The organism is Streptomyces maremycinicus, from assembly GCF_001184025.1.
GTDB lineage: Bacteria > Actinomycetota > Actinomycetes > Streptomycetales > Streptomycetaceae > Streptomyces > Streptomyces maremycinicus.
This window is the reverse complement of the sequence record NZ_BBYG01000010.1, coordinates 225616-250921: the sequence shown is the minus strand read 5'-3', so window position 1 is coordinate 250921 and position 25306 is coordinate 225616. Positions and strand designations below refer to the sequence as shown.

General features: G+C 74.7%; 15 protein-coding genes. 7 read left to right on the top strand and 8 right to left on the bottom strand.

Annotation, left to right across the window (positions count from 1 at the left end):
* Positions 1-404: 404 nt before the first annotated feature.
* From AOQ37_RS08705 to AOQ37_RS08680, 6 genes are read left to right on the top strand one after another with little or no spacing between them, the layout of a single operon-like run.
* Positions 405-7508 carry a type I polyketide synthase gene (locus AOQ37_RS08705; protein ID WP_062642926.1) on the top strand — a complete coding sequence of 2368 codons (7104 nt, stop codon included), beginning with the start codon at positions 405-407 and terminating at the stop codon, positions 7506-7508.
* A gap of 44 nt (positions 7509-7552) precedes the next feature.
* On the top strand, positions 7553-12022 hold the full coding sequence (locus AOQ37_RS08700) for a type I polyketide synthase (RefSeq protein ID WP_062643564.1): 4470 nt from the start codon (positions 7553-7555) through the stop codon (positions 12020-12022).
* Complete coding sequence (locus tag AOQ37_RS08695) at positions 12019-12345, top strand: acyl carrier protein (protein WP_062642924.1); 327 nt, start codon at positions 12019-12021, stop codon at positions 12343-12345. Before AOQ37_RS08700 ends, AOQ37_RS08695 begins: the two co-directional genes overlap by 4 nt.
* Before the next feature lie 3 nt (positions 12346-12348).
* The gene (locus tag AOQ37_RS08690) at positions 12349-13164 is read left to right on the top strand and encodes an alpha/beta fold hydrolase (protein WP_062642922.1); all 816 of its coding nucleotides are present in this window, start codon (positions 12349-12351) and stop codon (positions 13162-13164) included.
* Entirely contained in the window at positions 13161-14336 is a 1176-nt protein-coding gene (locus AOQ37_RS08685) for a glycosyltransferase (protein WP_062642919.1), read from the top strand. The genes AOQ37_RS08690 and AOQ37_RS08685 overlap by 4 nt, the downstream gene beginning before the upstream one ends.
* Positions 14333-15403 carry a class I SAM-dependent methyltransferase gene (locus AOQ37_RS08680; protein ID WP_199824962.1) on the top strand — a complete coding sequence of 357 codons (1071 nt, stop codon included), beginning with the start codon at positions 14333-14335 and terminating at the stop codon, positions 15401-15403. Before AOQ37_RS08685 ends, AOQ37_RS08680 begins: the two co-directional genes overlap by 4 nt.
* 323 nt (positions 15404-15726) lie before the next feature.
* Here AOQ37_RS08680 and AOQ37_RS08675 read toward each other — a convergent pair whose 3' ends face one another.
* The 5 genes from AOQ37_RS08675 to AOQ37_RS08655 form a co-directional block, all read right to left on the bottom strand.
* A complete protein-coding gene (locus AOQ37_RS08675) occupies positions 15727-16797 on the bottom strand; it encodes an Ldh family oxidoreductase (RefSeq protein WP_062642917.1) in 1071 nt (356 codons plus the stop codon).
* Positions 16798-16816: 19 nt separating this feature from the next.
* The gene (locus AOQ37_RS08670) at positions 16817-18535 is read right to left on the bottom strand and encodes a thiamine pyrophosphate-dependent enzyme (RefSeq protein WP_062642915.1); all 1719 of its coding nucleotides are present in this window, start codon (positions 18533-18535) and stop codon (positions 16817-16819) included.
* 13 nt (positions 18536-18548) lie between these two features.
* The gene (locus AOQ37_RS08665; protein WP_062642913.1) at positions 18549-19409 is read right to left on the bottom strand and encodes an amidohydrolase family protein; all 861 of its coding nucleotides are present in this window, start codon (positions 19407-19409) and stop codon (positions 18549-18551) included.
* 246 nt (positions 19410-19655) lie between these two features.
* Positions 19656-20867, bottom strand: coding sequence for an L-2-hydroxyglutarate dehydrogenase (gene lhgD, locus AOQ37_RS08660; protein WP_062642911.1), 1212 nt, complete (start codon positions 20865-20867; stop codon positions 19656-19658).
* Between the two features lie 39 nt (positions 20868-20906).
* A complete protein-coding gene (locus AOQ37_RS08655) occupies positions 20907-22355 on the bottom strand; it encodes an aldehyde dehydrogenase family protein (RefSeq protein WP_062642910.1) in 1449 nt (482 codons plus the stop codon).
* Between the two features lie 190 nt (positions 22356-22545).
* Between AOQ37_RS08655 and AOQ37_RS08650 the strand changes: the two genes are divergently transcribed.
* On the top strand, positions 22546-22833 hold the full coding sequence (locus AOQ37_RS08650; RefSeq protein ID WP_062642907.1) for a putative quinol monooxygenase: 288 nt from the start codon (positions 22546-22548) through the stop codon (positions 22831-22833).
* Between the two features lie 152 nt (positions 22834-22985).
* Here AOQ37_RS08650 and AOQ37_RS08645 read toward each other — a convergent pair whose 3' ends face one another.
* The 3 genes from AOQ37_RS08645 to AOQ37_RS08635 are packed head-to-tail and all read right to left on the bottom strand — an operon-like array spanning position 22986 to position 25276.
* On the bottom strand, positions 22986-24014 hold the full coding sequence (locus tag AOQ37_RS08645) for a uroporphyrinogen decarboxylase/cobalamine-independent methonine synthase family protein (protein ID WP_062642904.1): 1029 nt from the start codon (positions 24012-24014) through the stop codon (positions 22986-22988).
* A 3-nt stretch (positions 24015-24017) separates the two neighbouring features.
* A complete protein-coding gene (locus AOQ37_RS08640) occupies positions 24018-24494 on the bottom strand; it encodes a GlcG/HbpS family heme-binding protein (RefSeq protein WP_062642902.1) in 477 nt (158 codons plus the stop codon).
* Positions 24491-25276 (bottom strand): alpha/beta fold hydrolase, encoded by a 786-nt coding sequence (locus AOQ37_RS08635; RefSeq protein ID WP_062642900.1) that lies wholly within the window; start codon positions 25274-25276, stop codon positions 24491-24493. Before AOQ37_RS08635 ends, AOQ37_RS08640 begins: the two co-directional genes overlap by 4 nt.
* Positions 25277-25306: the final 30 nt, after the last annotated feature.

The window sequence follows — 25306 nt, the reverse complement described above, 5'->3', positions numbered from 1 at the left end:
TCCCGTCACTCCAGGACCGACACACAGAATTTTCCCCGCCGTCCGGCCGACGCCGGGAATGCGTGTGGCGATTCGGACAAGCGGTCCAGAGGAACCCATTTCCTGCGGTCGGCCGTGTTTCCGGGGTGTGAGTGGAGGGTGAACCGGGCCGGAACCGAAAGGAATTCATCCGATTTCCTACGCCCTGGCCCGTCACGCGCGACTGACCGAATCGCTGCGGCTGTTTACCGGCCGATCGTTCGAACGTTGACCAGTGAGTAACAACCGCACTACCTTTCAACGCGTTTCGAGCACGCGCTAGAGAACGGCGTTCCGCGGTGGATCTCTGCCCGCGGGAATCCGGTGAGCCGCCATTGCTGTCCCGAACCCCCCACCGTGCAGTCTCACCCTTGATTCGGAGAATCATGACGTCTGCTGTGCGTTCCGAGGACATGATCATCGGCATCACTCCCTTCGGCGAACCCGATGCCGGGCTCGCCCTGGCGATCGACCGGGCCGGCGGGCTCGGCGTCCTCGACCTGGGATCCGGTGACCGAAGAGCCCGCGAGGCCCTGTCCCGGCTGCGCCGCGACGCGCCGGGCGGCTTCGGGGTCCGGGTCGGCCCACACTGCCGGCTCGCCCCTGCCGAGCTGGGGCCCGACGGCCCGCACACCGTCGTCCTCACCACCGAGGCGCTCGGGACCGCGAAGGTCCCGGCGGGCGACGAGACGCCCTGGTCCGTCGCCGGTCTCGCCGCGCGCTATCGCGTGCTGGTCGAGGTCACCGACCTGGCGGGCGCGCGGGACGCGTTACGCGCCGGGGCGCACGGCCTGATCGCCCGCGGCGCCGAGAGCGGCGGCCGGATCGGCGAACTGAGCACCTTCGTCCTGCTCCAGCAGCTCCTCGCCGCACCCGAGGTGAGCGCGCCGGTGTGGGCGTGCGGCGGCATCGGCCCGCGCACGGCCGCCGCCGCGGTGGCCGGCGGCGCGGCGGGCGTCGTCCTGGACAGCCAGCTCGCGCTGCTCGCCGAGTCGGCGCTGCCCGAACCCGCCGCCGCGCAACTACGCACCCTGGACGGCTCGGAGACCGTGGTCCTGGCCGGCCACCGGGTCCTGCCGCGGCGGGGCCCGGACGCCCCGCGGCTCGTGGAGGGCGCGGAGCCGCACACGGTGGCGGCGCTGCTGGGCGCACGGGATCCCCGAGGCCGGCTGCTCCCGGTGGGCCAGGACGGCTTCCTCGCCGCGCGGTTCGCCGAGCGCCGGGGTGATGTGCGCAGGACCCTGCGGGCGCTGCGGGACGCGGTCCTGGACGCCGTGCGCGACGACACGGCCGTGCGGGCGCTCGGGGCCGGGTCGCCCATGAGCCGGGCGCTGGGCACCCGGCTCCCGCTCGCCCAGGGGCCGATGACCAGGGTGAGCGACGGGCCCGCGTTCGCCGCGGCGGTGGCGGCCGAGGGCGCGCTGCCCTTCCTCGCCCTGGCGTTGGCGGACGGCGCGCGGGCCCGGACGATGCTCGCCGAGACCCGGGACGCGGTGGCCGGCCGGCCCTGGGGCGTGGGCGTGCTCGGCTTCGCACCGGAGGACGTGCGCGCGGCGCAGCTGGAGGCGGTACGGGAGCTGCGGCCGACGCACGCGATCATCGCGGGCGGCCGGCCGTCCCAGGCGCGGGCGCTGGAGCGGGACGGCATCCGGACCTTCCTGCACGTGCCGTCGCCGGGGCTGCTGCGGCAGTTCCTGGAGGCCGGGGCGCGCCGGTTCGTGTTCGAGGGCTCGGAGTGCGGCGGGCACGTCGGACCGCGTGGCAGCTTCCCGCTGTGGGAGGGCCAACTCGCCGTCCTGGAGGACTGGTCGGCGGTGCACGGGGCCGAGGACGTGGAGGTGTTCTTCGCGGGTGGAGTGCACGACGAGCGGTCGGCGGCGATGGTCGCCGCCCTCGCCGCGCCGCTGACCGCGCGCGGAGCGGCCGTCGGCGTGCTGATGGGCACCGCGTACCTGTTCACCGAGGAGGCCGTGTCCCGCGGCGCCATCCGGCCGCTCTTCCAGCGGCAGGTCATGGCCGCCGAGCGCACCACGCTCCTGGAGTCGGCTCCGGGACACGCCACCCGCTGTGTGCCGAGCCCGTTCGCCGCCGGCTACCGCGACGAGGAGGCCCGGCTGCGGGCCGAGGGTGCGGGGGACCGGCACATCTGGGAGGCCCTGGAACGGCTCAACGTCGGCCGGCTGCGCCTCGCGAGCAAGGGCGTGACCCGGGACACCGACGGCTCCCTCACTCCCGTCGACGAGCAACGCCAGCTCGCCGAGGGGATGTTCATGGCCGGGGAGGTGGCGGTGCTGCGCTCGGCGACCACCACGATCGCGGCGCTGCACGCGTCGGTGACGACCGGTGCGATCGAGCATCTCGCCCTGCGCGCGGCCGAGTTGAGCCAGGAGGACAAGGTCCCGGAACCGGTCGCCCCGGCCCCGCTCGACATCGCCGTCGTCGGCATGGCGTGCATGTTCCCGCAGGCGCCCGACCTGCCCACCTTCTGGGCGAACGTGGTCGGGGGCGTGGACGCGGTCGGCGAGGTGCCGGCCGACCGCTGGGACCCGGCCGTGCACCACGGCGGGTCGACGCCCTCGAAATGGGGCGGCTTCCTGCCCCGCATCCCCTTCGACCCGCTGCGGTACGGCATCCCGCCCACCTCGCTGGGCAGCGTCGAGCCGGTCCAGCTGCTGTCCCTGGAGGCGGCCCGGCGGGCCCTGGAGGACGCCGGATACGGCGAGGGGGAGCGGGAGTTCGACCGCTCCCGCACCTCGGTGGTGTTCGGCGCGGAGGCCGGCAGCGACCTGTCGAACGCGGCGACGCTGAGGGCGGTGCTCCCCTCGTACTACGGCAGCGTCCCGGCGGGACTGGACGACCAGCTCCCGCGGCTCACCGAGGACTCCTTCCCCGGCATGCTCGCCAACGTCATCTCCGGGCGGATCGCCAACCGGCTCGACCTCGGCGGCGCCAACTACACCGTCGACGCGGCCTGCGCCTCCTCGCTGGCGGCGGTGGACGTCGCCTGCAAGGAACTCGTCGGCGGCACCTCGGACGTGGTGCTCTGCGGCGGCGCCGACCTGCACAACGGCATCAACGACTACGTCCTCTTCTCCTCCGTGCACGCCCTGTCCCCGACCGGCCGCTCCCGCGCCTTCGACGGTTCGGCGGACGGCATCGCGCTCGGCGAGGGCGTGGCCTGCGTCGTCCTCAAACGGCTGGCGGACGCCGAGCGCGACGGGGACCGGATCTACGGCGTGATCAAGGGCCTCGGCTCCTCCAGCGACGGCCGCTCGCTCGGTCTGACGGCCCCCAGGCCCGAGGGTCAGCGCTCGGCCCTGGAACGGGCCTACCGCAACGCGGGCGTGTCCCCGGCCGAGGTCGGGCTCGTGGAGGCGCACGGCACCGGGACGGTGGTCGGCGACCGCACCGAACTGCGCATCCTCAGCGAGGTGTTCACCGAGGCCGGGGCGGCACCGGGCGGCTGTGCGATCGGCTCGGTGAAGTCGCAGATCGGGCACACCAAGTGCGCCGCCGGACTCGCGGGACTGATCAAGACACTGCTGGCCCTGCACACGGGCGTGCGGCCGCCCACGCTGCACGTCGAGGCCCCCAACGCGGCCTGGGACCCGGCGAGCAGCCCCTTCGCCTTCCACGCACGGGCCCGGCCCTGGGCGGCGCCCGCCGGGGAACGCGTCGCCGGGGTCAGCGCGTTCGGCTTCGGCGGCACCAACTTCCATGTGGTGCTGCGCGCCCACGCCCGCGGTGTGCCGCCGGTGCGGGGCACCGACGCCTGGCCGGCCGAACTGTTCGTCTTCCGTGGCCGGGACGCCGCCGCGGCCGGCCGTGCGGTGGACGAACTCCTCGCGGCCGCGGAGGCCGAGGGCCGGCCCTGGCGGTTGCGGGACCTGGCCCTCGGCGCCGCGCGGCGGTCGGACGCGAGCGGTGATCCGGCGCAGGTCGCGGTCGTCGCGACGGACGTGGACGACCTGGTCGGCAAGTTGCGGCGGGTGTCGGCCGATCCGGCCGCGCAGGATCCGGCGCGCGGGATCCACCGGGCCGGACCGGAGGTCCCGCAGGACGGCCCCGGGGACTCCAAGACCGCGTTCCTCTTTCCCGGCCAGGGCAGCCAGCGCACCGGCATGCTCGCCGACCTGTTCGTCACCTTTCCCGAGCTGCGGCCCTACCTGGAGCTCGGCCGCGCCCACGCCGACGCCCTGTACCCGCCGGCCGCCTTCGACGACGCGGTACGCGACCGTCAGCAGGCCGCGCTGACCGACACCCGGGTGGCGCAGCCCGCCCTCGGCGTCGCCGGGCTCGCCGCGCACGCCGTGCTCACCGCGGCCGGCGTGCGGCCGGACATGGCCGCCGGACACAGCTACGGCGAGCTGGTCGCCCTCTGCGCGGCCGGCGCGCTGAGCCCCGAGACCCTGCTGGACCTGAGCGCGGAACGGGCGGCGGCGATCCTCGAGGCGGCAGGTGCGGCGGGACCGACCGGGGGCGCGGGAGCCGCGACGGCCGACGCGGCCGACTCCACCGGGGCCGCCGCGTCCGCCGGTGCCGATCCCGCGTCCGCGGGTGCCGATCCCGGGTCCATGGCGGCCGTCTCGGCCGGGGCCGAGAAGGTGGCGCGGGTTCTCACGGCGGTGGGGGCGCCGGGTTCCGTGGTCGTCGCCAACCGCAACTCGCCCGAGCAGACGGTGCTCTCGGGACCCTCGGACGCCGTCGCCGAGACCGTCCGTCTGCTGCGCGGGGCCGGGCTCGGGGCCAAGCGGATCCCCGTGGCCTGCGCCTTCCACAGCCCGCTGGTCGCCGGTGCCGCCGACCGGTTCGCCGAGGCGCTCGCGGCCCGCCCGGTGCACGCGCCCGAGTTCCCCGTGTGGTCCAACCGCACGGCCGCGCCCTACCCCGCCGACGCGGACGGGGTACGGGACGGGCTCGCCGCCCAGATCGGCGCGCCGGTCGCCTTCACCGAGCAGATCGAGGCGATGTACGCGGCGGGCGCGCGGGTCTTCGTCGAGGCCGGTCCCGGGTCGGTGCTGACCCGGCTGGTCGGGCAGATCCTCGGTGACCGTCCGCACCGCGCGGTGGCCTGCGAGCCACGCCCGGGCGGTGGTCTGGGCGACTGGCTCGACGCGCTGGCCCAACTCGCCGTCGCGGGCCTGCCGGTGCGTGCCGGGTGGCTGCTGCGCGGCCGGGACGCGGTCGACGCGGTACGGACCCCCGTCCCGAAGCGGCCCGGCTGGACGGTCGACGGACAGCTGGTCCGCACGGCCGCGGGCGCCCTCCTTCCCGGTGCGCTCGCACCGGCCCGACGCGTCGTGGAACCATTCGAGAGGACTGTGCCGACTGTGGCGACGAACCCCCCGCACGGCAGCCCGTCCGACCGGGACGCGCTCGTCTCCGAGTTCCTGCGCACCAGCCGGGAGATGATCGCCGCCCAACGGGACGTCCTGCTCACCTACTTCGGAGCCGCCCCCGGCGCATCGCCCGCTCCGCCCGTGGCGGCGGTGCCGCAGGTGATCCCGGCGGTGCCCCGACTCCCCGCGGAGCAACCGGTGGTGGCCGCCGTCACGGCGGAGCCCGCCGAGGCTCCCGGCGCGTCGCGGGCGACCGGGCCCGTCGACGTGGGGCAGGTCGTCCTGGAGATCATCAGTGAGCGCACCGGCTACCCCGTCGACATGATCGAGCCCGACCTCGACCTGGAGGCCGACCTCAGCATCGACTCCATCAAGCGGGCCGAGATCGCGGGCGAGCTGGCCGCGCGCCTGGGCTCCGGCGCCGGCGCGGACCTCACGTCGATGGACGACGACGAACTGGAGGAACTGGCGAAGGCGCGTACGGCCGCAGCGGTCACCGACTGGCTGACCGCCCGGCTGGGAGGATCGTCGGCCACCCCGCCCGCCCCGCCCGCCGCCATCACCGAGCCCGCCGCCACCACCGAGCCCGCTCCGATCCCGGCTCCCACCGCCGGGCCCGACGCGACGGTGGGGGCCGCGCAGCCCGGGGCGTCCGTGCGGGCCGCGCGGGAGGTGACCGGCGAGCCGCCCCGGCGGCATGTGCTGCGGCCGGTCCTGCTCGACGCCGGGACCGACGCTTCCGCCGCCCCCTCCACCACGCTCTCCGGCACCCGCTGGACCCTCCTGGGCGAGGCCCCCGAGGTGGCCGCCCGGCTGGCGTCCCACGGCGCCGAGGTCACCGTACGGGCCCGGGACCACCTCCTGACCGAGGCGGACGGGCCGGTGGACGGCGTGCTGTACCTCGGCGCCCTCGACCGCCCCGACGACAGCGCCGTCCTGCCGGACGCGTTTCCCGTCCTGAAGGCGGCCCTGGCGCGCGGCCCGCGCCGGCTGCTGGCCGTACGGTCCGCCGACGGCGGGACACCCGACGCCAGGACCGCCGGACTGCGCGGTCTGTTCCGGACGGTGGCCCGCGAGTATCCGGAACTGATCGCCCGGGTCGTGGACCTCTGGGACGCCTCGCCGTCCGCCGTCGCGGACGCCGTGGTCGCGGAGGCCGTCGCGCCGGACCGCACCCCGGTGGTGTGGCGGACGGCGGCCGGCCGGCACGGTTTCGAGCTGGTGGAGGCGCCGCTCGGCGCGCTCGGCAGCACCGGCGCCGGACCGGCCGGGGACGGCGCCGCCGAGGCGGCCGCGCTCGGCCTGGACCGGGACTCGGTGGTGCTGCTCGCGGGCGGGGGACGGGGTATCACCGCGCAGTGCGCCGCCGCGCTCGCCCGTGCCGCCCGTTGCCGGCTGGAGCTGCTCGGCCGGACCCCCGCCCCGGACGGCCCCGAGGCCCCGGACACCGCGGCCGCCCGCACCCCGGCGGAGCTGCGGGCCGCGCTCGCCGCGCGCGGCGGGGCGACGCCCGCGGAGATCAACCGGGCCGCCGAACTCCTGCTGGCCCAGCGGGAGATCGCCGCCACGCTCGCCGAACTCACGGCGCTCGGCAGCCGGGCCCGCTACCGCTGCGTCGACTTCCGGGACCCCGGGGCGGTGCTCCAGGCGGTGAAGGAGATCCACGCCGAGCACGGCCGGCTGGACGGCGTGGTGCACGCGGCCGGGGTGATCGAGGACCGGCTCGTCGCGGAGAAGACCGCCGAGTCCTTCCAGCGGGTCTACGGCACCAAGGCGACCGGCGCGGACGCCCTGCTCACCGCGCTGGAGGAGCTCTCCGCCGCACCGGTGTTCACCGTGCTGTTCGGCTCGGTGTCGGCCGTCCTGGGCAACCGGGGCCAGGTGGACTACGCGGCCGCCAACGACGCGCTGGAGACCCTCGGCGCCGCCTTCGCCGCCCGCACCGGGCACCGCGCGCTGACCGTGCACTGGGGGCCGTGGGCGCCCGCGGCCGGCCACGCCGGCATGGTGGGGGTGGAGCTGGCCCGGGAGTACGCCCGGCGCGGCATCCGGCTGATCGATCCCGAGGAGGGGACGGCGGCGCTGCTGCGGGAGCTGGCCTGGGGCGAGGAGTCCGCCACGGCCGTCGTCCACACCGCCCCGGGCTGGTGACGGCCACCGTGGCGGCACGTCAGCGGCCCGTCGCCGTCGTCGGCATGGCGGTCCTGCTGCCGGGCGCCGGTGACCTGGACGCGTACTGGCGGAACCTGCGGGACGGCGTGGACGCGATCGGCGAGGTGCCCGAGGGGCGCTGGGACGCCGAGTTCTACCGGCCCGGCACCGCGTCCGGACCGGCCGTCGCGGACCGGGTGTACGCGCGCCGGGGCGGGTTCGTGGACGCGCTGGCGGAGGTGGAGGTGACCCGGTTCGGGATCATGCCCCACTCGGTGGCCGGGACCGAGCCGGACCAGCTGATCGCGCTGCATGTGGCCTCGGCCGCGCTGGACGACGCGGGCGGCCCGGACCGCCTGCCCGACCGAGGGCGGGTCGGTGTCGTCCTCGGCCGGGGCGGCTACCTCGGTCCCGGGCTGGTCCGGCTCGACCAGCGGGTCCGGACGGCCGGGCAACTGGTGCGCACACTGGGCGAGTTGCTGCCCGACCTGAACGCCGACCAACTGGGCCGGGTGCGTGCGGCGTTCACCGAGCGGCTCGGTCCGGACAGCCCCGAGTCGGCGATCGGCCTGGTGCCCAACCTCGCCGCCTCCCGGATCGCCAACCGGCTGGACCTGCGCGGTCCCGCGTACACCGTGGACGCGGCCTGCGCGTCCTCGCTGGTCGCCGTGGACCAGGCGGTGGGCGAACTCGGCTCAGGGCGCTGCGACCTGATGCTCGCGGGAGGCGTCCACCACTGCCACGACATCACGCTGTGGAGCGTCTTCTCCCAGCTCCGCGCGCTCTCCCCCAGCCAGCGCAGCCGTCCCTTCCACCGGGACGCCGACGGCATCCTGATCGGCGAGGGCACCGGCGTCGTCGTCCTGAAGCGGCTGGCCGACGCCGAGCGCGACGGCGACCGCATCTACGCGGTGATCAGGGGCACCGGGGTCGCCAGTGACGGCCGGGCCGCCGGGCTCGTCAACCCCGATCCGGGCGGTCAGGCACAGGCCGTCCGGCAGGCGTGGCGGGCCGCCGGGCTCGACCCGGCCGAGCCCGGTTCGCTCGGTCTGCTGGAGGCGCACGGCACCGCCACCCCGGCGGGCGACGAGGCCGAACTGGCCACTCTCGCGGAGGTGTTCGGCCCCGGCGACGGTGAAGCCGTGCTCGGTTCGGTCAAGTCGATGATCGGGCACACCATGCCCGCCGCCGGGGTGGCGGGCATGGTCAAGGCCGCGCTCGCCCTCCACCACGGCACACTGCTCCCGACGCTGCACTGCGACGACCCGCACCCCGCCCTGGCCCGCACCCGGTTCCGCACCCTGGAGAAGGCCGCCGACTGGGAGAGCACCGAACGGCAGCCCGTGCGCCGGGCCGCCGTGAACGCCTTCGGGTTCGGCGGGATCAACGCGCACGTGGTGCTGGAGGAGGCCCCGGGAGCCCACGGGTCACGCGCGGGCGCGCCGTCCCGTCCGGTCGTGGCGGTCACCGAACCCGAGCGGGTGCTGCTGCTCGCCGCCGGTTCGCCCGCGCGCCTCGCCGCCCTCCTGGACGCCGCCGACGACACCGTACGGGCCGCCGGGCTCGCCCCCTCGCATCCGCACCCGGACGCGGGACCGGCCCGTCTCGGCATCGTCGACCCGACCGCGAAGCGGCTCGCGCTGGCCCGCCGCGCGGTCGCCAAGGAGCGTGCCTGGCACGGCCGTGGTGACGTCTGGTTCCGGCCCGGTCCCCTGCTGGGCGCCGGCGGGGGCGGGACCGCGTTCCTGTTCCCCGGTCTGGAGGGCGACTTCGCTCCGCGGGTCGACGACGTGGCCGCCCACTTCGGCCTGCCCGCCCCGCCGGTCGCCGGGGACGGGACCGGTGACGTGGGCCGGCACGGTTTCGGGGTGGTCGCCGTCGGCCGGCTGCTCGACGCCGCGCTGCGGCGCTGCGGGATCGTGCCCGACGCGGTCGCCGGGCACAGCGTGGGCGAGTGGACGGCGATGGCGACGGCCGGGCTGTACTCCGGGGACGAGGTCGACGCGTTCATGGCGGACTTCGACCCGGACACGGTGTCGGTCGCGGGGCTGGCCTTCGGTGCGATCGGCGCGTCCGCCGAACGGGTCCTGGCCGCCCTGCGGGACGGGGGCGGGGCCGCGGCGGGCCTGGTGCTCTCCCACGACAACGCGCCCGGCCAGTCGATGGTCTGCGGTCCCGAGGCGGCGGTGGAGGAGTTCGTCCGGGCCTTCCGCGCCCGCGGCGTCCTCGGTCAGGTGCTGCCGTTCCGGTCGGGCTTCCACACACCGATGCTGGAACCGCACCTCGGCCCGATCAAGGAGGCCGCCGACCGGTTCCGGCTGTGTCCGCCGCACACCCCCGTCTGGTCCGGGACGACCGCCGCGCCCTTCCCCGGGGACGAGGCGGGGATACGGTCCCTGTTCGTCCGCCATCTGCTGGAACCCGTCCGTTTCCGGCAGCTGACCGAGGCGCTGCACGCGGCCGGACACCGGGTGTACGTCCAGGTCGGCCCGGGCCGGCTCGGCTCGCTCGTCGGGGACACCCTGGGCACCCGGGACCACCTCGTGGTCGCCGCCAACTCGCCCCACCGCACGGGCCTCGCCCAGCTCCGCCGGGTGGCCACCGCCCTGTGGACGGCGGGAGCCGCCGTGGCGCCCGCCCTCACGCCCGCGCCCTCCCGGGGTACGGCCGCGGCCCCGCGGGCGGCGGCACGGCCGCCGGTTCGGCTGGATCTGGGCGGCGCCCTGGTGTCCCTCGCGCCGCAGCGGCTGACCGCGCTGCGGGCCGAGCTGCGCGCCCCCGCCCGCGCGGCAGGCCCTGGCGGGCCGTCACCGCTGGACGCGCTCGCCGAGGGTTCGCCGATGGCCGCCGAACTGTCCGCCCTGCTGCACGAGACGGCGGACACCGCGACCGCGCTGCTGACCGCGAGGGCCGGCGCGCCCGCGACCGCGCCGCGCACCGGCCCGTGGCACACCAGCGTCCATGTCTCCCCCGACACCATGCCCTACCTGCTGGACCACTGCTTCTTCCCGCAGCGGCCCGGCTGGCCCGAGGTCGCCGACCGGTGGCCGGTCGTCCCCGCGACGACGATCGTGCGGCACATCCTGGACGCGGCGGTGGACGCGTCCCGGGAGGCGGCTCCGGGCACGGTGCCGGTCGCCGTGCACGGCGCCCGGTTCGAGGAATGGCTGACCGCCACCCCGGCCGTCGACGTGCCGGTGACCGTGACACCTGAGGGCCCGGGCCGGCTGGCCGTCTCCTTCGGCCCCCGGGCCCGCGCCACCGTCGAACTGGCCGCCGCCCACCCGCCGCCGCCCGCCCCCTGGCCCACCGGCCCCGGCGCCGAACGCACCCCGGACCACACCGCCGCCCAGCTCTACGACGAACGCTGGATGTTCCACGGCCCGGCGTTCCAGGGCGTCACCGAACTCACCGCGATCGGCGACCGGCACATCCGCGGGGTGATCACCACCCCGCCCGCACCCGGCGCGCTGCTGGACAACGTCGGCCAGATCCTCGGCTACTGGATCATGGCGACCCGTACCGAGCGGACCGTGGTGTTCCCGGTGGGGATGCGGGAGATGCGCTTCCACGGACCGCATCCGGCGCCGGGGACCGAGGTGGGCTGTCTGGTGCGGATCACCTCGCTCACCGACGCCTTCCTGGAGGCCGACGTCCAGCTGACGGCCGGGGGCACGGTGCGGGCGGAGCTGTACGGCTGGCAGGACCGCCGGTTCGACAACGACCCGAAGACCCGGCCGGTGGAGCGCTTCCCGGACCGCCACACGCTGTCCGAGACCCGTCCGGGCGGCTGGCAGCTGCTGCACGAGCGGTGGCCGGACCTGGCCTCCCGCGAGCTCATCATGCGCAACTCCCTGGGCTGCGCGGAGCGTTCGCAGTACGCGGAGCACGCGCCGCGCGGGCGCCGGCAGTGGCTGCTGGGCCGGATCGCGGTGAAGGACGCGGTACGGCAGTGGCTGTGGGACCAGGGCGAGGGCCCGGTCTTCCCGGCCGAGCTGAGGGTGCGCAACGACGAGGCCGGGCGGCCCCTCGTCACGGGCGTGCACGGCCGTGTGCTGCCCGCGCTGGACGTCTCGCTGGCGCACTGCGCGGAGGCGGCCGTCGCTATCGTCCGGCCGCACACGCCGGGCCCCGGCCCGGGCATCGACATCGAGGAGGTGACCGACCGCACCCCGCAGACCTTCGCGGCCGCCCTGGCCGAGGACGAGCTGCGGCTGCTGCGCCGCCTGTCGGCGGGCGCCGCGGACTCCGAGGCCCTGTGGTTCACCCGCTTCTGGACGGCGAAGGAGGCCGTCGCCAAGGCGGAGGGCACCGGATTCGACGGCAGGCCGCGGGACTTCACGGTGCTCGACGCGGCCCCGGCCGGCGACCGGCTGACCGTCGCCGGCCGCCTGGAGCGCGCTCACACCGTGTACTGCGCGCCGGCCGCCAACCCGCCCCGGCTGCCCGACCGTTCGTACGTGGTGGCCTGGACGACCGGCCACCCGACCGCTGAGGAGTACGACGCCCGATGACACCCCCCACCCCCCGCACCCCCGTCACCGCCGACGAGTGGTCCGTGCTGGCCGATCTCACCGGCATGCTCACCCGGCTCCTCCGGGACGAGTACGGCCTCGACGACGTCGAGATCGGCATGGCGACCACCTTCAACCGCGACCTGGAGCTGGAGAGCATCGACCTGGTCACCTTGGCCGGGCTGCTCCAGGAGCGGTACGGCGAGCGCGTCAACTTCGCGGAGTTCCTGGCCGACATGGAGTTCGACGAGATCATCGGGCTGACCGTCGGACGGCTCGTCGAGTACGTCGTGACGAGTCTGCAGGCCGCGGAGGCGAGCTGAGCCATGACGATGGTCGACACCGGTTCCGTCCGGTTGCACGTACAGCGGATCGGCCCCCGGCAGGGCCGACCGGCCACCGCCACCGTGGTGCTGGTGCACGGTCTGCTCACCGACAGCCTGGCCAGCTACTACTTCACCGTCGCCCCGGCGTTCGCGGCCGCGGGCCTCGACGTCGTCATGTACGACCTGCGCGGTCACGGCCGCAGCGGGCGCCCGGCCGGGGGCTACACGCTGGACGACAACATCGACGACCTGGAGGCGCTGCTGGACAGGCTGGCGGTGACCGGTCCGGTGCATCTGGTCGGCAACTCCTACGGCGGCACGGTCGCGTTCGGCTACGCGGCCCGGCACCCCGGGCGGGCGGCGAGCGTGAGCCTCGTCGAGTCCGAACCGGCCACCGCCGCCTGGGCGGTGAAGCTCGGCGGGATCCTGGACCGGGTCGTGAACCAACTCGCCCACAACGAGCCCGACGCGATCGCCTGGATCACCGCGCACCGCGGCCGCAACACCGCCCGGCTGGCCAGGGGCGCGGCCCGGCTCGCGCGGGAGACGTCCCTCGGGCGGGACATCCCGGCCAGCCGGGTGCTGACGGAGGGACAGCTCGCCGCGGTGCGCTGTCCTGTGCTCGGGCTGTACGGCGCCGACTCCGACCTGGCCGCGCTCGCGCCCTGGCTCCGGTCGGTGCTGCCGGACTGCCGCACGGTGGTGATCCCGGGGCACGAGCACTCGGTCCTCGTGGAGGCCTCCGGGACGGTCGGCGGGCACATCCTGTCCCTCGTCGAGGAGGCCGGACGGGTGGCCGCGGAGGCGGCGGGGTGAGCCGGTTCCTGTTCGTCGTACCGCCGTTGGTGGGTCACCTCAACCCGTCCGTCGGTGTCGCCGCCGAACTCACCGCACGGGGCCACGGGGTGGCCTGGGTGTGCCCCGATCCGGAGCTGGTCGGCAGGCTCACGGGCCCCGGCGCCGGGCCGGTGTTCGCCTGCGGCGGGGCGCCGCCCGGTGAGCGGCCCGCGGACCTGCGCGGGCCGGAGGCGCTGAAGTTCCTGTGGGAGTGGTACCTGCTGCCGCTCGCCGAGGCGATGGCGCCGGGTGTGCGGGCGGCCGTCGAGGAGTTCCGGCCGGACGTCGTCGTCGCCGACCAGCAGGCCTTCGCCGGGGCGCTGGTCGCGGAGCGGCTGGGCCTGCCGTGGGCGACCTCGGCCACCACCTCGGCCGAGTTCACCGACCCGCTCGCCGGGCTGCCCAAGGTCAGGGAGTGGCTGGACCGGCGGCTGGCCGGGCTGCGGGCCGCGATCGGCGACCCGGCCGGTGACGCCGACCCGCGCTTCTCGCCGCATCTCGTCCTGGCCTTCAGCACCCCGGAGTTGGCGGGCGGCGGACACGCCGGGGTCCGCTGGGTGGGCCCGTCGGTCACGGCCCGGCCGTCCACCGCCGGCTTCCCCTGGGAGTGGCTGGACGCCGGCCGGGCGACCGTGCTGGTCACGCTCGGCACCGCGAACACCGATGTCGGCGGACGGTTCCTCGGGGTCTGCCGGGAGGTGCTGCGGGAGCGGGCCGACCGGGTCCAGGGCGTGCTCGTCGACCCGGGCGGCACCCTGGGGTCACCGGGGCACGACAAGGACGTACTGGTCCTGCCGTCGGTGCCGCAACTCGCCCTGCTGGAGAGGCTGGCGGGGGGATCCGGCGCGGTGGTCTGCCATGCCGGGCACAACAGCGTGTGCGAGGCCCTCTGGCACGGGGTTCCCCTGGTCGTGGCCCCGATCCGCGACGACCAGCCGGTGGTGGCCGGACAGGTCACCGACGCGGGCGCCGGGGTGCGGGTGCGGTTCGGCCGGGTCACCCCGCGGCAGCTGGGCGCGGCGGTCGACGCCGTGCTGGACGGACCCGGCCACCGCGCCGCCGCCGCGAGGATCGGTACGGCGTTCCGCGCCGCGGGCGGCCCGTCCGCCGCCGCGGCCCATCTCGAGGACCTGGCCGGGGAGTTCGGATGAGCGAAGAGAGCAGACCGCAGGCCGAGCGCATCGCAGCGGCGCGCCCCGCGTACCGGGCGGACATCGCCGCGGGCCTGGACCGGTTCTTCGAGCCGCGCCGCACCACCTGCCCGTGGTGCGGCGCGGCGGAGCTGACCACCCGGCTGCGCACCACCGATCTGCTCCAGCACAAGCCGGGCCGCTTCGTCCTGGACCGCTGCGGGGGCTGCGGGCACATCTTCCAGAACCCGCGGCTGAGCGCCGAGGGCCTGGAGTTCTACTACCGGGACTTCTACGACGGGCTCGGTGAGAAGAAGCTCGGGGACACCTTCGGGGGCCGGACCGGGATGTACCGGGGGCGGGCCGGGTCGATGCTGCCGCACGATCCGGCGCCGAAGACCTGGCTGGACGTCGGCACCGGGCACGGTCACTTCTGCGCGGTCGCGCGGGAGGTGCTGCCCGCGACGACGTTCGACGGGCTGGACTTCACCGACGGCGTCGAACTCGCCGCGCGCGAGGGCCGGGTGGAGCGCGGCTACCGGGGCGCGTTCCCCGAGCTGGCGCCCGGGCTCGCCGGGCGGTACGACGTGGTGAGCATGTTCCACTACCTGGAGCACAGCACCGACCCGGACCGTGAACTGCGCGCCGCGCACGAGACGGTCCGCCCCGGTGGTCACCTCCTCATCGAGGTGCCTGACCCCGAGAGCCGCTGGGCGCGGTTGCTGGGCCGCTGGTGGCTGCCCTGGCTCCAGCCGCAGCATCTGCACTTCGTGCCGGTGGCCAATCTGCGGGAGCGGCTCACCCGGCTGGGCTTCACGGTGGTGGCGGAGCAGCACGCCGAGCCGCACGACCCGGTCGACCTGCTGGCCGCCGTATGGCTCGCGCTGGACCACGCGGCGCCCCGCGACGACGCCCCATGGCTGCCCGAACGGCCGGGCACGCTCCGCCGCACCCTGCGCGCGGCCCTGCTCCTCGCCGGGATCCCGGCACTGATCGCGAGCACCCTGCTCGACCGCTTCGCGATACGCCCGCTCTCCCACCGCCTCCGCGTCTCCAACGCCTACCGCATAGTGGCCCGCCGCGAGTAACGGCCCGCTGGAGGCGGGCCGGTGGGCGATGGCCGGTGAGCGCGGCCCGGCAGGCGCGGGGCGGTGCGCCCGGGCCGGTGCGTGGGCCGAGATGCGGGCCGGTGCGCGGGCCCGGCAGGCGCGGGCCCGGCAGGCGCGGGCCGGTGTGCGGGGCAGGGGGCCGGGGGTCCGTGAGTGCCGCTTGGGTCGGGGCGAGGGACCGGGGGGAGGGCGGCGTCCGCCGCATCGGACGCCGCGCGGGTGGCCGACGGGGTCTGCCGCCGCACCGGCGCGACCCGGCCACCCGCCCCTGCCCGGGCGTCGCCCGGGACGGCCGCCGGTCCCTAGCCGGCGGCTTCCGGCAGGGCGACGCCCAGCTTCCCGGCGCGTTCCGTCAGGTCGCGCCACACCTTGGGCGCCACCGGCACGCCCTTTTCCGCGCGGTCGGCGGCCACGGCCGCACTGCGCTCGCCGGGGTAGAACACGCCCGGTGCGCCGTCCGCGGCCGGCAGGCCCTTGAGCGTGTCCAGCGTGGCGTCCACGGACGCCGTGAACGCGTCCGTGCCCCCGAACGCGGCCGGGTCGACGGCGATGAGCAGGGCGTTCTGACGGTGCTTGCGGCCGGCCGGGTCGTCCGAGTGGAACTCCGCGAAGATCGGCGCCCCCACCAGCACGCTGGTCAGCAACTCGAAGGCGAGGGACATGCCGGAGCCCTTCGCCCCGCCGAGCGGCAGCGGCATGACCGCCTTCGCCGGGTCGGTGGTCGGGGTGCCGTCCTCGGTGGCGGCGGCGCCCTCGGGCAGCGGGGTGCCGCTCGCCTTCGCCTGCCGGATCCTGCCGAGGGCGACGGTGGCGGTCGCCATGTCCAGCAGGAGGGGCGCGTGCGCCGACGACACGTCGGTGGGGACGGCGATGGCGAGCGGGCTGGTGGCGACCGCGGCCCCCTTGACGCCGGTGTAACCCATGTTCGGCATCCCGGCGACGAAGCCGATGCCGACCAGGCCCTGTTCGGCGATCCTCGACACGTAGTAGCCGATCGCGCCGGTGTGCACCGTGCGGCGGACGCCCACCGCGGCGATGCCGGTCGTCCTGGCCCTGGTCACGGCCTCGTCGGCCGCCGCGCTGAGGGCCACCGGGCCGGGTGCCCGGTCGGCGTCCAGGACCGCCGCGGCCGGCGTGCCGGACTCGAGCGTGATCCGCGCGTCGGCGTTGGCGACGCCCTTCTCCAGCAGATCCAGGTAGGCGGGGACGCGGGCGATGCCGTGCGAGTCGACGCCGCGCAGCGCGGCCCAGACGAACACGTCGGCGGTGGTGCGGGCGTGTTCGGCGCTCAGGCCGCCCTTCTCCAGCAGGGCGGCGGAGAAGGCGCGCAGGTCGTCCGCGGGCACCAGGATCTTCGTGGGTGGGGTGGACATGGTGGTGGTGCCTCCTGGTTCAGCGGGTGACGAGGACGTCGACGACGGCGGTGGTGCCCTCTTCCACGGCCTTGAGGGCGCGTTCGAGCGCGGGCCCGAGCGCCTGGGCGGTGTCGACGGTCTCGGTGTGCATGCCGAACGGCTCGGCGAAGGCGGCCAGTCGGGGCAGCCGGTGCAGATCGGTGCCGAGCCATTCGCCGGTCTCGGCGGCCGCGCCGTCGGGATAGAACCTGCGGTGGTTGAGGTTCATCGACTTGTAGACACGGTTGTTGAACACCACGATGAGCAGCGGGAGTTCGTAGGAGCTGCTGGCGTCGTACGACGGGACGACCGGGTTGTAGGTGAACGCGCCGTCGCCGATGGTGAGGACCACCGGCCGTTCCCGCGCGGCGAGTTTCACGCCGAGCGCGACCGCGATGCCCTGCCCGAGGCCGCCCTGCACGTAGAAGTACGAGTCGGGACCTGCCGTGCGCAGATGCCGCTTGACGACGCGGCTGTGGGTGATGGTCTCGTCGACGACGATCGCTTCCGTACCGTCCAGCACCTCGCGCAGCGTGGCGGCGACCAGCACCGGGTCGACCCCCTCCCGCTGCTGCCGCGCCTCGGCCCGGGTCTCGGCGTCGGCGGCGGCGGCCCGCTCGGCGGCGTACCGCTCGTCCTGCGCGGTGCGCCGTACGGCGACGGCGGTCTCGTCGAGGTCCTTCGCCCGCTTGGCGAGCTGGCGCAGGGTGTTGGCGACGTTGCCCTCCAGGTACTGGTCCGCGAAGAGCACCTGGTAGACGACGTGCGGGCGCTGCGGCACCTCGTCGATGACGACGATCCGTGCCGTCGAGGGGCGGCGCGACGGCGGGTAGAACGGGGCACGGCAGTTGACGAGGAGGATGAGGTCGGCCTCGTCCATCCACGGGCCGATGTCGCTGCCCGCGTGCAGCGGGTGGGTGCGCGGGAAGTTGCCGCACACCGCCGAGTCCGGCTCGACGACCGGGATGTTCCAGGCTTCGGCGAAGGCGACGAGGGCCTCGAAGCCGCCCGCCTCACGGCCGGCCGTCTCGGTGACGACGACCGGGTTCCTCGCCTCGCGGATCAGCCGCGCGACCCGGTCGACCTCGTCGGGCGAGCTGTGCGTGGAGCCCGGCGGCACGACGGGCTTGGCCTCGCGGCCGTCCCAGTCCTCCAGGAGGATCTCCAGCGGGACGTTGAGGTAGGCCGGGCCCGCCGGGGCCCGCCAGGCCAGTTCGGCGGCCCGGGTGACCATGGTGGGCAGGGTGTGGACGCTGGCGGCCTCGGTGGCCCACTTGGTGAACGGGCCCGCGACGCCGTGCGGGCCGCCCACGATGGACAGGTTCCGGTACCACTGGCCGCCCGGATCCTGTCCGGGGCCGTCGCCGTAGGTGGTCGACTCCGAGGAGCTGACCACCATCGGGACGCCGGCGAGCAGCGCCCCGTGGACGGCCATCGAGCCCTGGAGCAGGCCCGGGGCGGCGTGCAGCAGCACACCCTGCGGCCGTCGGCTGACCAGGCCGTAGCCGGTGGCCATGCCCACGGCGACGGTCTCGTGGGTGAGGTCCAGATACCGCGGGCAGGGCAGTCCGTCGCGGTGGCGCCGGGCGAGGGACTCCCATACCGGGGCCCACTCGGACCCGGAGGAGCAGAACAGGTAGTCGGCGCCGACGGCGTTGAACGCGGTGACGAGAGCGTCTCCGCCGTCGGCGCCCGGTGCGGTGGTGGGGTCGGTCATCTCTCGTGCTTCCTCAGCCCTCGATCGGCCAGTTCAGGACCTCGGAGATACCGCGGCCCATGATCCACTCCAGCTCCTCGGGCGTGAAGTCCCAGTGCTTGGTGAACTGTTCGATGGTGTCGGTGTAGGTGATGCCGTGGCCCAGCAGCCGGGTGATGTCGGTGCCGTAGAAGCAGCGTTGCGGGCCCATCTTGTCGACCATCTCGCGCACGTACTTCTGGATGTTGTTGTTCGGGAACGGCTGCGTCGAGTAGCCGGGCAGCGCGGACACCTTGACGTAGATGTTCGGGTGGGCGGCGAGGTCTGCGGTCTCCGCGACCCAGTAGCCGATCGCGTCGTCGACACAGCGGGCCATGATGCCCATGTGGTCGATGATGATCTTCAGCTCGGGGTGCTTGGCGGCGATCTCGCCCAGCTCACGCTTCCAGATCGGGGCGTGCACCATGGTGGGGATGCCGAGCTCGGCGGCGACCGGCCAGTACCAGTCGTTGGTGCCGTCGATCATCCAGTTGCGGTCCTGCGGCCGGTGGAAGGTCAGTCGCGTGCCCTTGATGTACGGGTTCTGCGCGAAGTCCTTCAGCATGGCCTTGCCCTCTTCGGGCTTGTTCTGCGGGATGCGGGCCATGATGCCGAAGCGGTCCGGGTGCGCCTCGCAGGCTTCCAGGGCGTAGTCGATGCGGTCGCCCTCCCAGGACGGCGGCAGGATCAGCGCCCGGTTCACGCCGGCCTCGTCCATCAGCTCGAGGGCCTCCTCGTACGAGAAGGGGTCCTCGCGGTGGCCGTTGAGGCGGATCCGCTCCCGGGCGCCGGGGACCCAGGGGCGGTCCGGGGTCTCTTCCAGCCAGATGTGGATCTGCGTGTCGACGACGAACATGTCCCGTACTTCTTTCTCTCGGTGGGGCACGTGGTGAGGCGTTGCGGAGGGAACGCTAGGGGGCCGGAAAGGCCTTGCGGAGCCCCTGGGAGCGCAAGCTGTTGTTGCGGGAAAGCGGGCTGTTCGCAGGGCACTTTCAGGTTGCGCGAGCGGTCGCCGAGAACGGTTTCCGCACCTGCTCCGGGAACCCGTTCCGGCGACCGGTCGGGGCAGCCCGCTTCGGCGGCCCGTTTCCCGCCGGGCTTCTCAGCCGGCGCCGGAAGCGCCGTCGAAAACGGCTTCGACGATGTGCTCGGCGATCGCCATGGAGGCCGTGGCGGCCGGCGAGGGCGCGTTGCGGACGGCGGTGACCCGGCCCACCCGGTGGATGCGGAAGTCGTCCACCAGGGTGCCGTCCCGGTCCAGGGCCTGGGCCCGCACGCCCGCCCCGCCGCGCACGACGTCCTGGACGCCGACCCCCGGGACGTACAGCGCGGCGTCCTTCATGAACGCCTTCGCCGAGAACGACCCGCGGTACTCCTTGACGCCCGTGCGCCAGTGCTGGGCCGCCATCCTCCAGACGCCGGGGTAGGCGGCGAGCCCGAACAGGTCCCTCGGGGAGATCCGGGTGCGGGTGTACCCCTCCCTGGCCAGGGCCAGGACCGCGTTGGGGCCGACCTCCACCGAACCGTCGACGCGGGGCGTGAAGTGGACGCCCAGGAACGGGTAGCGGGGGTCGGGCACCGGGTAGATCAGGCCCCGCACCAGGTCGCTCTTCTCCGGCCTGAGCAGCATGTACTCGCCCCGGAACGGCACGATCCGCGGTTCGCGCCGGTCCTGCGCGAGACCCGCCACGGCGTCGGAGTGCAGCCCCGCGCACAGGATCAGCCGGTCCACCCGCACCCGCTCCGCTCCGGACGCCACCTCGATGCCGCCGGGCACCTGCGTGATGCCGGTGACGGGGAAGCCCGTGCGCACCTCTCCCCCGGAGCCGATCACGTCGTCGGCGAAGGCACGGGCGATCGCCGGGTAGTCGGTGATCGCGGTGCGCGGGGAGTACAGGGCGGCGACCCCACCGGCGTTCGGCTCGATCTCCCGGATCTCCTCGCGGGAGACCTTCCGCAGGTCGGGCACATGGTTGTTCCTGGCCCGGTCGTAGAGGGCGTTCATCCGGCCGAGCTCGTCCTCGCGGACCGCCACGACGAGTTTGCCGATCTCGCGGTACGGCAGCCCGCGGTCCTGGCAGTAGGCACGCAGCAGGTCCACACCCCGTACCGTCAGCTCGGCCTTGAGGCTGCCGGGCGCGTAGTAGATACCCGCGTGCACGACGCCCGAGTTGTGGCCGGTCTGGTGGAGCGAGACCTCCCGCTCCTTCTCGAGGACCACCACCCGGGTGCCGGGCCGGCTCAGGGCGATCTCGCGGGCCGTGGCCAGACCCACGATGCCGGCGCCGACGACGCCGATCGTCTCGTCAGCCATCGCACACCTCCTCTCTCTCGTTGTCAGTGCTCCCGATCGTCAGCCGCCGAAGTGCACAGCGACAGTCTTGACGCGCGTCGAGAAACGCAGGACTTCCTCGCCCTGCTCCTTGTAGGCGGTACCGGAGTCGTGGAATCCGCCGAAGGGCAGATGGACGTCCCAGCCCGTGGTGGTGGAGTTGACCGCGACCTGTCCGCACTCGGCCTCGTCGGCGAAGCGCAGGGCATGGGCCAGGTCACGGGTGAAGACTGCGGCGGCGAGACCGAAGCCGGAGTCGTTGACCGCCTCGACGGCCGCGTCGAAGCCGTCGACCACGCGCAGGACGAGGACCGGCCCGAAGACCTCCTCGCGCCAGATCGCCATCTCGGGGGTGACGTCCCCGAGCACGGTCGGCCGCACATAGCAGCCGAAGACGCGCTCGCCCTCGGTGTCGGCCCCGCCTCCGGTGAGGACCGTGGCGCCCTGCTCGACGGCCCGGGCCAGGTCGGCGAGGACGCCGTCGCGCTGCTTGACGCCGGCCAGCGGGCACAGCGTGGTCGCCGGGTCGCTGCCCGGGCCGACCGTCAGCCGCTCGACCTCGGCGATCAGCAGCCGGGTGAACTCCTCGTGGACCGGCCGCTCGACGATCACCCGGCTGGTGGCCGTGCAGCGCTGGCCGGCCTGTCCGAACGAGGCCGCGACGACGGCCTTCGCGGCGGCCGGGAGATCGGCGTCCGCGAGCACCACCGAGGCGTTCTTGCCGCCCAACTCGCCCTGGAAGCGCACGTTGCGGTCGGCGAGACGGCGTCGGATGCGGTTGCCGACGGCGTTGGAGCCGGTGAAGGTGATGCCGACGATCCGCGGGTCGTCGAGGAGCGCCTCCTCGATCTCGGCGGTCCGGCCGGTCACCACGTTCAGCACGCCCGCGGGCAGTCCGGCGTCGTGCAGGGCGCGGGCGAGGTGCAGTCCGGAGAGCGGGGTGTCGGTGGCCGGCTTGAACACGGCCGCGTTGCCGGTGGCGAGCAGTGGGGCGAGCTTGCGGGCGGGCGTGATCAGCGGGTCGTTCCACGGGCTGATCACCAGGATCACGCCGATCGGCTCACGCTGGGTGTGGGTGCGGTGCCGGGGCCGTACGTCGTGCAGGAGGGTGCCGTAGCCCTGGCGGGCGAGACCGGCGTAGTAGTCCAGGAAGTCGGCGGCCTTGAGGGTCTCGCCGGTCGCCTCCGTCAGGGTCTTGCCGTTCTCCGCCGTCACGTCGGCGGCGATCTCCTCGACCCGTTCGCGGATCAGCCGGGCCGCGTCGGTGAAGATCCGGGCCCGCTCGAAGGGGCTGGTGCGCTTCCAGAGCGCGAACCCGCGCTCGGCGTGGTCGTAGGCACGGGTCACGTCCTTGGCCGTGAGGGCCGGGACACGGGCGACGGGGGTACGGACGTCGGCGGGGTCGAGGACGTCGATCCAGTCGCCGCTCGCCACCCACTCCCCGCCCACGAGGGTCTCCAGGGTACGCATGTCGGGTCACTTCCTTTGTCGGCCAGGGTGCGGACTGTGACAACACACCACGTCAGGGCGGTGCCACCAGCTCCGCGGCAGCAGGCATTGGTTGCGCCGCGCGCGGGTGGGCGCGGGCCTGATCCATGCTGGAATCGGCGGGCCGCAGGCCTGACAGCGGCCTTCGCCGACCCGCCGAGGAGAACCGGACATGTCCTACGCCGTCGTCGCCCACTACCGCTGCGCCCCCGCCGACGAGAGCACCGTCCGCGCCGCGCTGCTCCAGGTGCGTGAGCACACCCGCGCCGAGCCGGCGAACGAGGGGTACGAGGTGCACGCGGTCGAGGGGCAGCCCGGCGGCTTCCTGCTCTACGAGCGGTACGCCGACCGGGCCGGGTTCGAGGCGCACAAGGCGGCCGAGCACTTCGAGAAGCTGATCGTGGCGACCGTGTGGCCGCTGCTGACGGAGCGGACGGTCACCTTCGCCGAGGCGCTGTAGCGCCAGGGTGCGCGGGGCGGGTGCCGCCCGGCCGGGCACGGTGGGACAGGCGTCCCGGGACGGGACACCGTGGAACGGGCGCCACCGGACGGTGCGCCGTGAGACCGGGGCCGGGCGACTCGCGCGAGTCGCCCGGCCCCGGTCCTCCGCCGTCAGAACTCGTTGCCCCAGACGTAGCGGGCGACCGTCTCGACCAGCACGATCTTCCTGCGCTGTTCCTCCGCCGTCAGCAGCGGACGGCTCGCCACGTCGGCGAAGCCCCGGGACGGCGACACGGCCGCGTCCTCGAGGTCCTTGAACTCACCGACGGCGTCGATGCGGGCCATCACCGTGTCGATGTCCTCGAGTTGGGGCACGGTGGCGTCGACCACGCCCAGGCAGACGTCCCGGTCCTCCGGCAGCGCCCTGACGAGGTCCAGCTCGGCCCCGGTGCCCTGGTCGAGGGGCAGGATCCAGCGGTCGGCGGGTACCGCGCCGTACAGCCGCTCGGCGCGTGCCCGGTCCACCGCCGCGGGGGCGGCATGGCCGGGGGCAACCCCGATCCGTACCCCCTCGGGGCGTTCGTCGAGGCGTACGGCGAGGGCCTCGACGGCCAGCGCGTCCTCGAAGGACAGAGCCCCGGGGTCGGCCGGCTCCACCGCCAACTGGCCCAGCAGCAAGGGGTTGTTGAGCTGGATCAGCCGTACTCCCCTCGACACCAGCAGCTCGATCTCCGCCTGGACGATCTCCGCGAGGGCCTCGCCCAGTTCGCGTGCGGAGGCCACCCCGAGGCCGGGGCGGTAGGTGGTCGCGGCGAGGTAGGCCGGGGAGGGCAGCGAGACCTTGGGCGCGATCACCGTCAGCGCGGTGAGCCGGTCCGCCCAGTCGGCGAGCAGCGGGCCGTTCGCCTTGGGCAGGGACTCGGCGACCCAGCCGACCAGGCCGTCCGGACCGACCTCGTCGGTGCGGCGGAAACCGGTCACGGCGTCGAGGACGGCGCCGCGGAAGTCCTCGCGGGGGAAGTCGCCGTCGGTGACGACGGTCGAGCGGAGCCTGCGCTGGAGGACGACCGCATCCTCGACCGCCCGCCGCTCGGCGGCCGCCCGGGCCTCCGGGTCGCCGGCCGCGCGGGCGGCGACCAGTTCGGCGGGACGGACCAGGCTGCCGTGGTGGTCGATGCGGTAGTTGAACGTGTCCGCCATGGGTCACGCGTCCTTTCCGGGCCCGGCGGGGCCGCCCGCGACACCCCAGGCGGCGAACTCCAGCTCGTAGCCGAGGGAGGCGAGCACCTCGTCGGCGATGGTCTGGTCCTCGTCCGCGGTGCCGCCGGCGATGCCGAGGCCGCCGATGATCTCGCCGTCCTTCTTGATGGTGACGCTGCCCTCGGTGGCCATGATCGGCATGGCCGCGCCGGGGAGTTGGGAGAGCTGGGCGAAGAAGACGGGCTGGCTCTCCTGCCACTTCTTCAGCATCGCGCCGGGCCGCTGCATGACGGCCGCTGTGTACGCCTTGGCGCGGGCGATGTCGGGGGTGAGGGGGCGGGCCCCGTCGGGGCGGCGGATGGCGATGGGGAAGCCGCCGGCGTCCACGACGGCGACGCTCACCGCCTTTCCCACGGCCCGGGCCCGCCGGGTGGCGGCCTCGATGATCTCCTCGGCGGCGGCCAGGGTCAGGCTGCTCATGCTGCTTCCTTCGGTGCGGTGAGGGTGCGGCGCAGACGGGCGACGGCCTCGTTGTAGGCCTGGGGCGTCTCCCAGTACATGGAGTGCGGGGCGCCCGGGACGATCTCCAGGTGCGAGCCGGCCAGCAGTTCGTGGGCGCGGGTCACCGTCTCGACGCTCAGTACGGCGTCCTTCTCGCCCGCGAGGAAGGCGACCCGGACGCCCGAGGCCTCGATCTCCTCCAGGGAGGGGCCGTCGGTGTCGAGGTTGCGCAGGTCCTGCATCCTGGCGACGTTGAAGGTGCCCATCTGCTGGAACAGGAAGGTGAGGTCGGCCCGCTCGCGCTGGAAGGTCTTGGTCAGCAGCCGGTCGATGACGGGGAGTCTGACGGCCTCGGCGCGGTCGGCGGCGGCCAGTTCCTTCAGTTCGGGATGGCTGATGCCGCCCAGCGAGTGGCCGAGGACGACACAGGAGACGCGTTCGGGGCGCAGCAGGCCGGCCCGCAGGGCGGCGACGGAGCCGATGGACTGCCCCACCAGCATGACGTCGGTCAGGTCCTCCTGGTCGAGGACGGCGACGACGTCACCGGGAAAGTCCTGGCCGTCGAACTCCGCCATGGTCGAGTCGGACTTGCCGAAGCCGCGCAGGTCGAGGGTGACCACGGTGAACTCGTCGCGCAGCGCGGCGACCTGCTGCCACCAGGCGGCGTGGTGGCCGCCGCTGCCGTGCACGAACAGGATCGCCGGACCGCTGCCGTGGCGCTCGTAGTAGAGGGAGGTGCCGTCGGAGTCGGCGAGAGGCATGGGAGGGAGCTCCTCAACGGGGTTGATCGG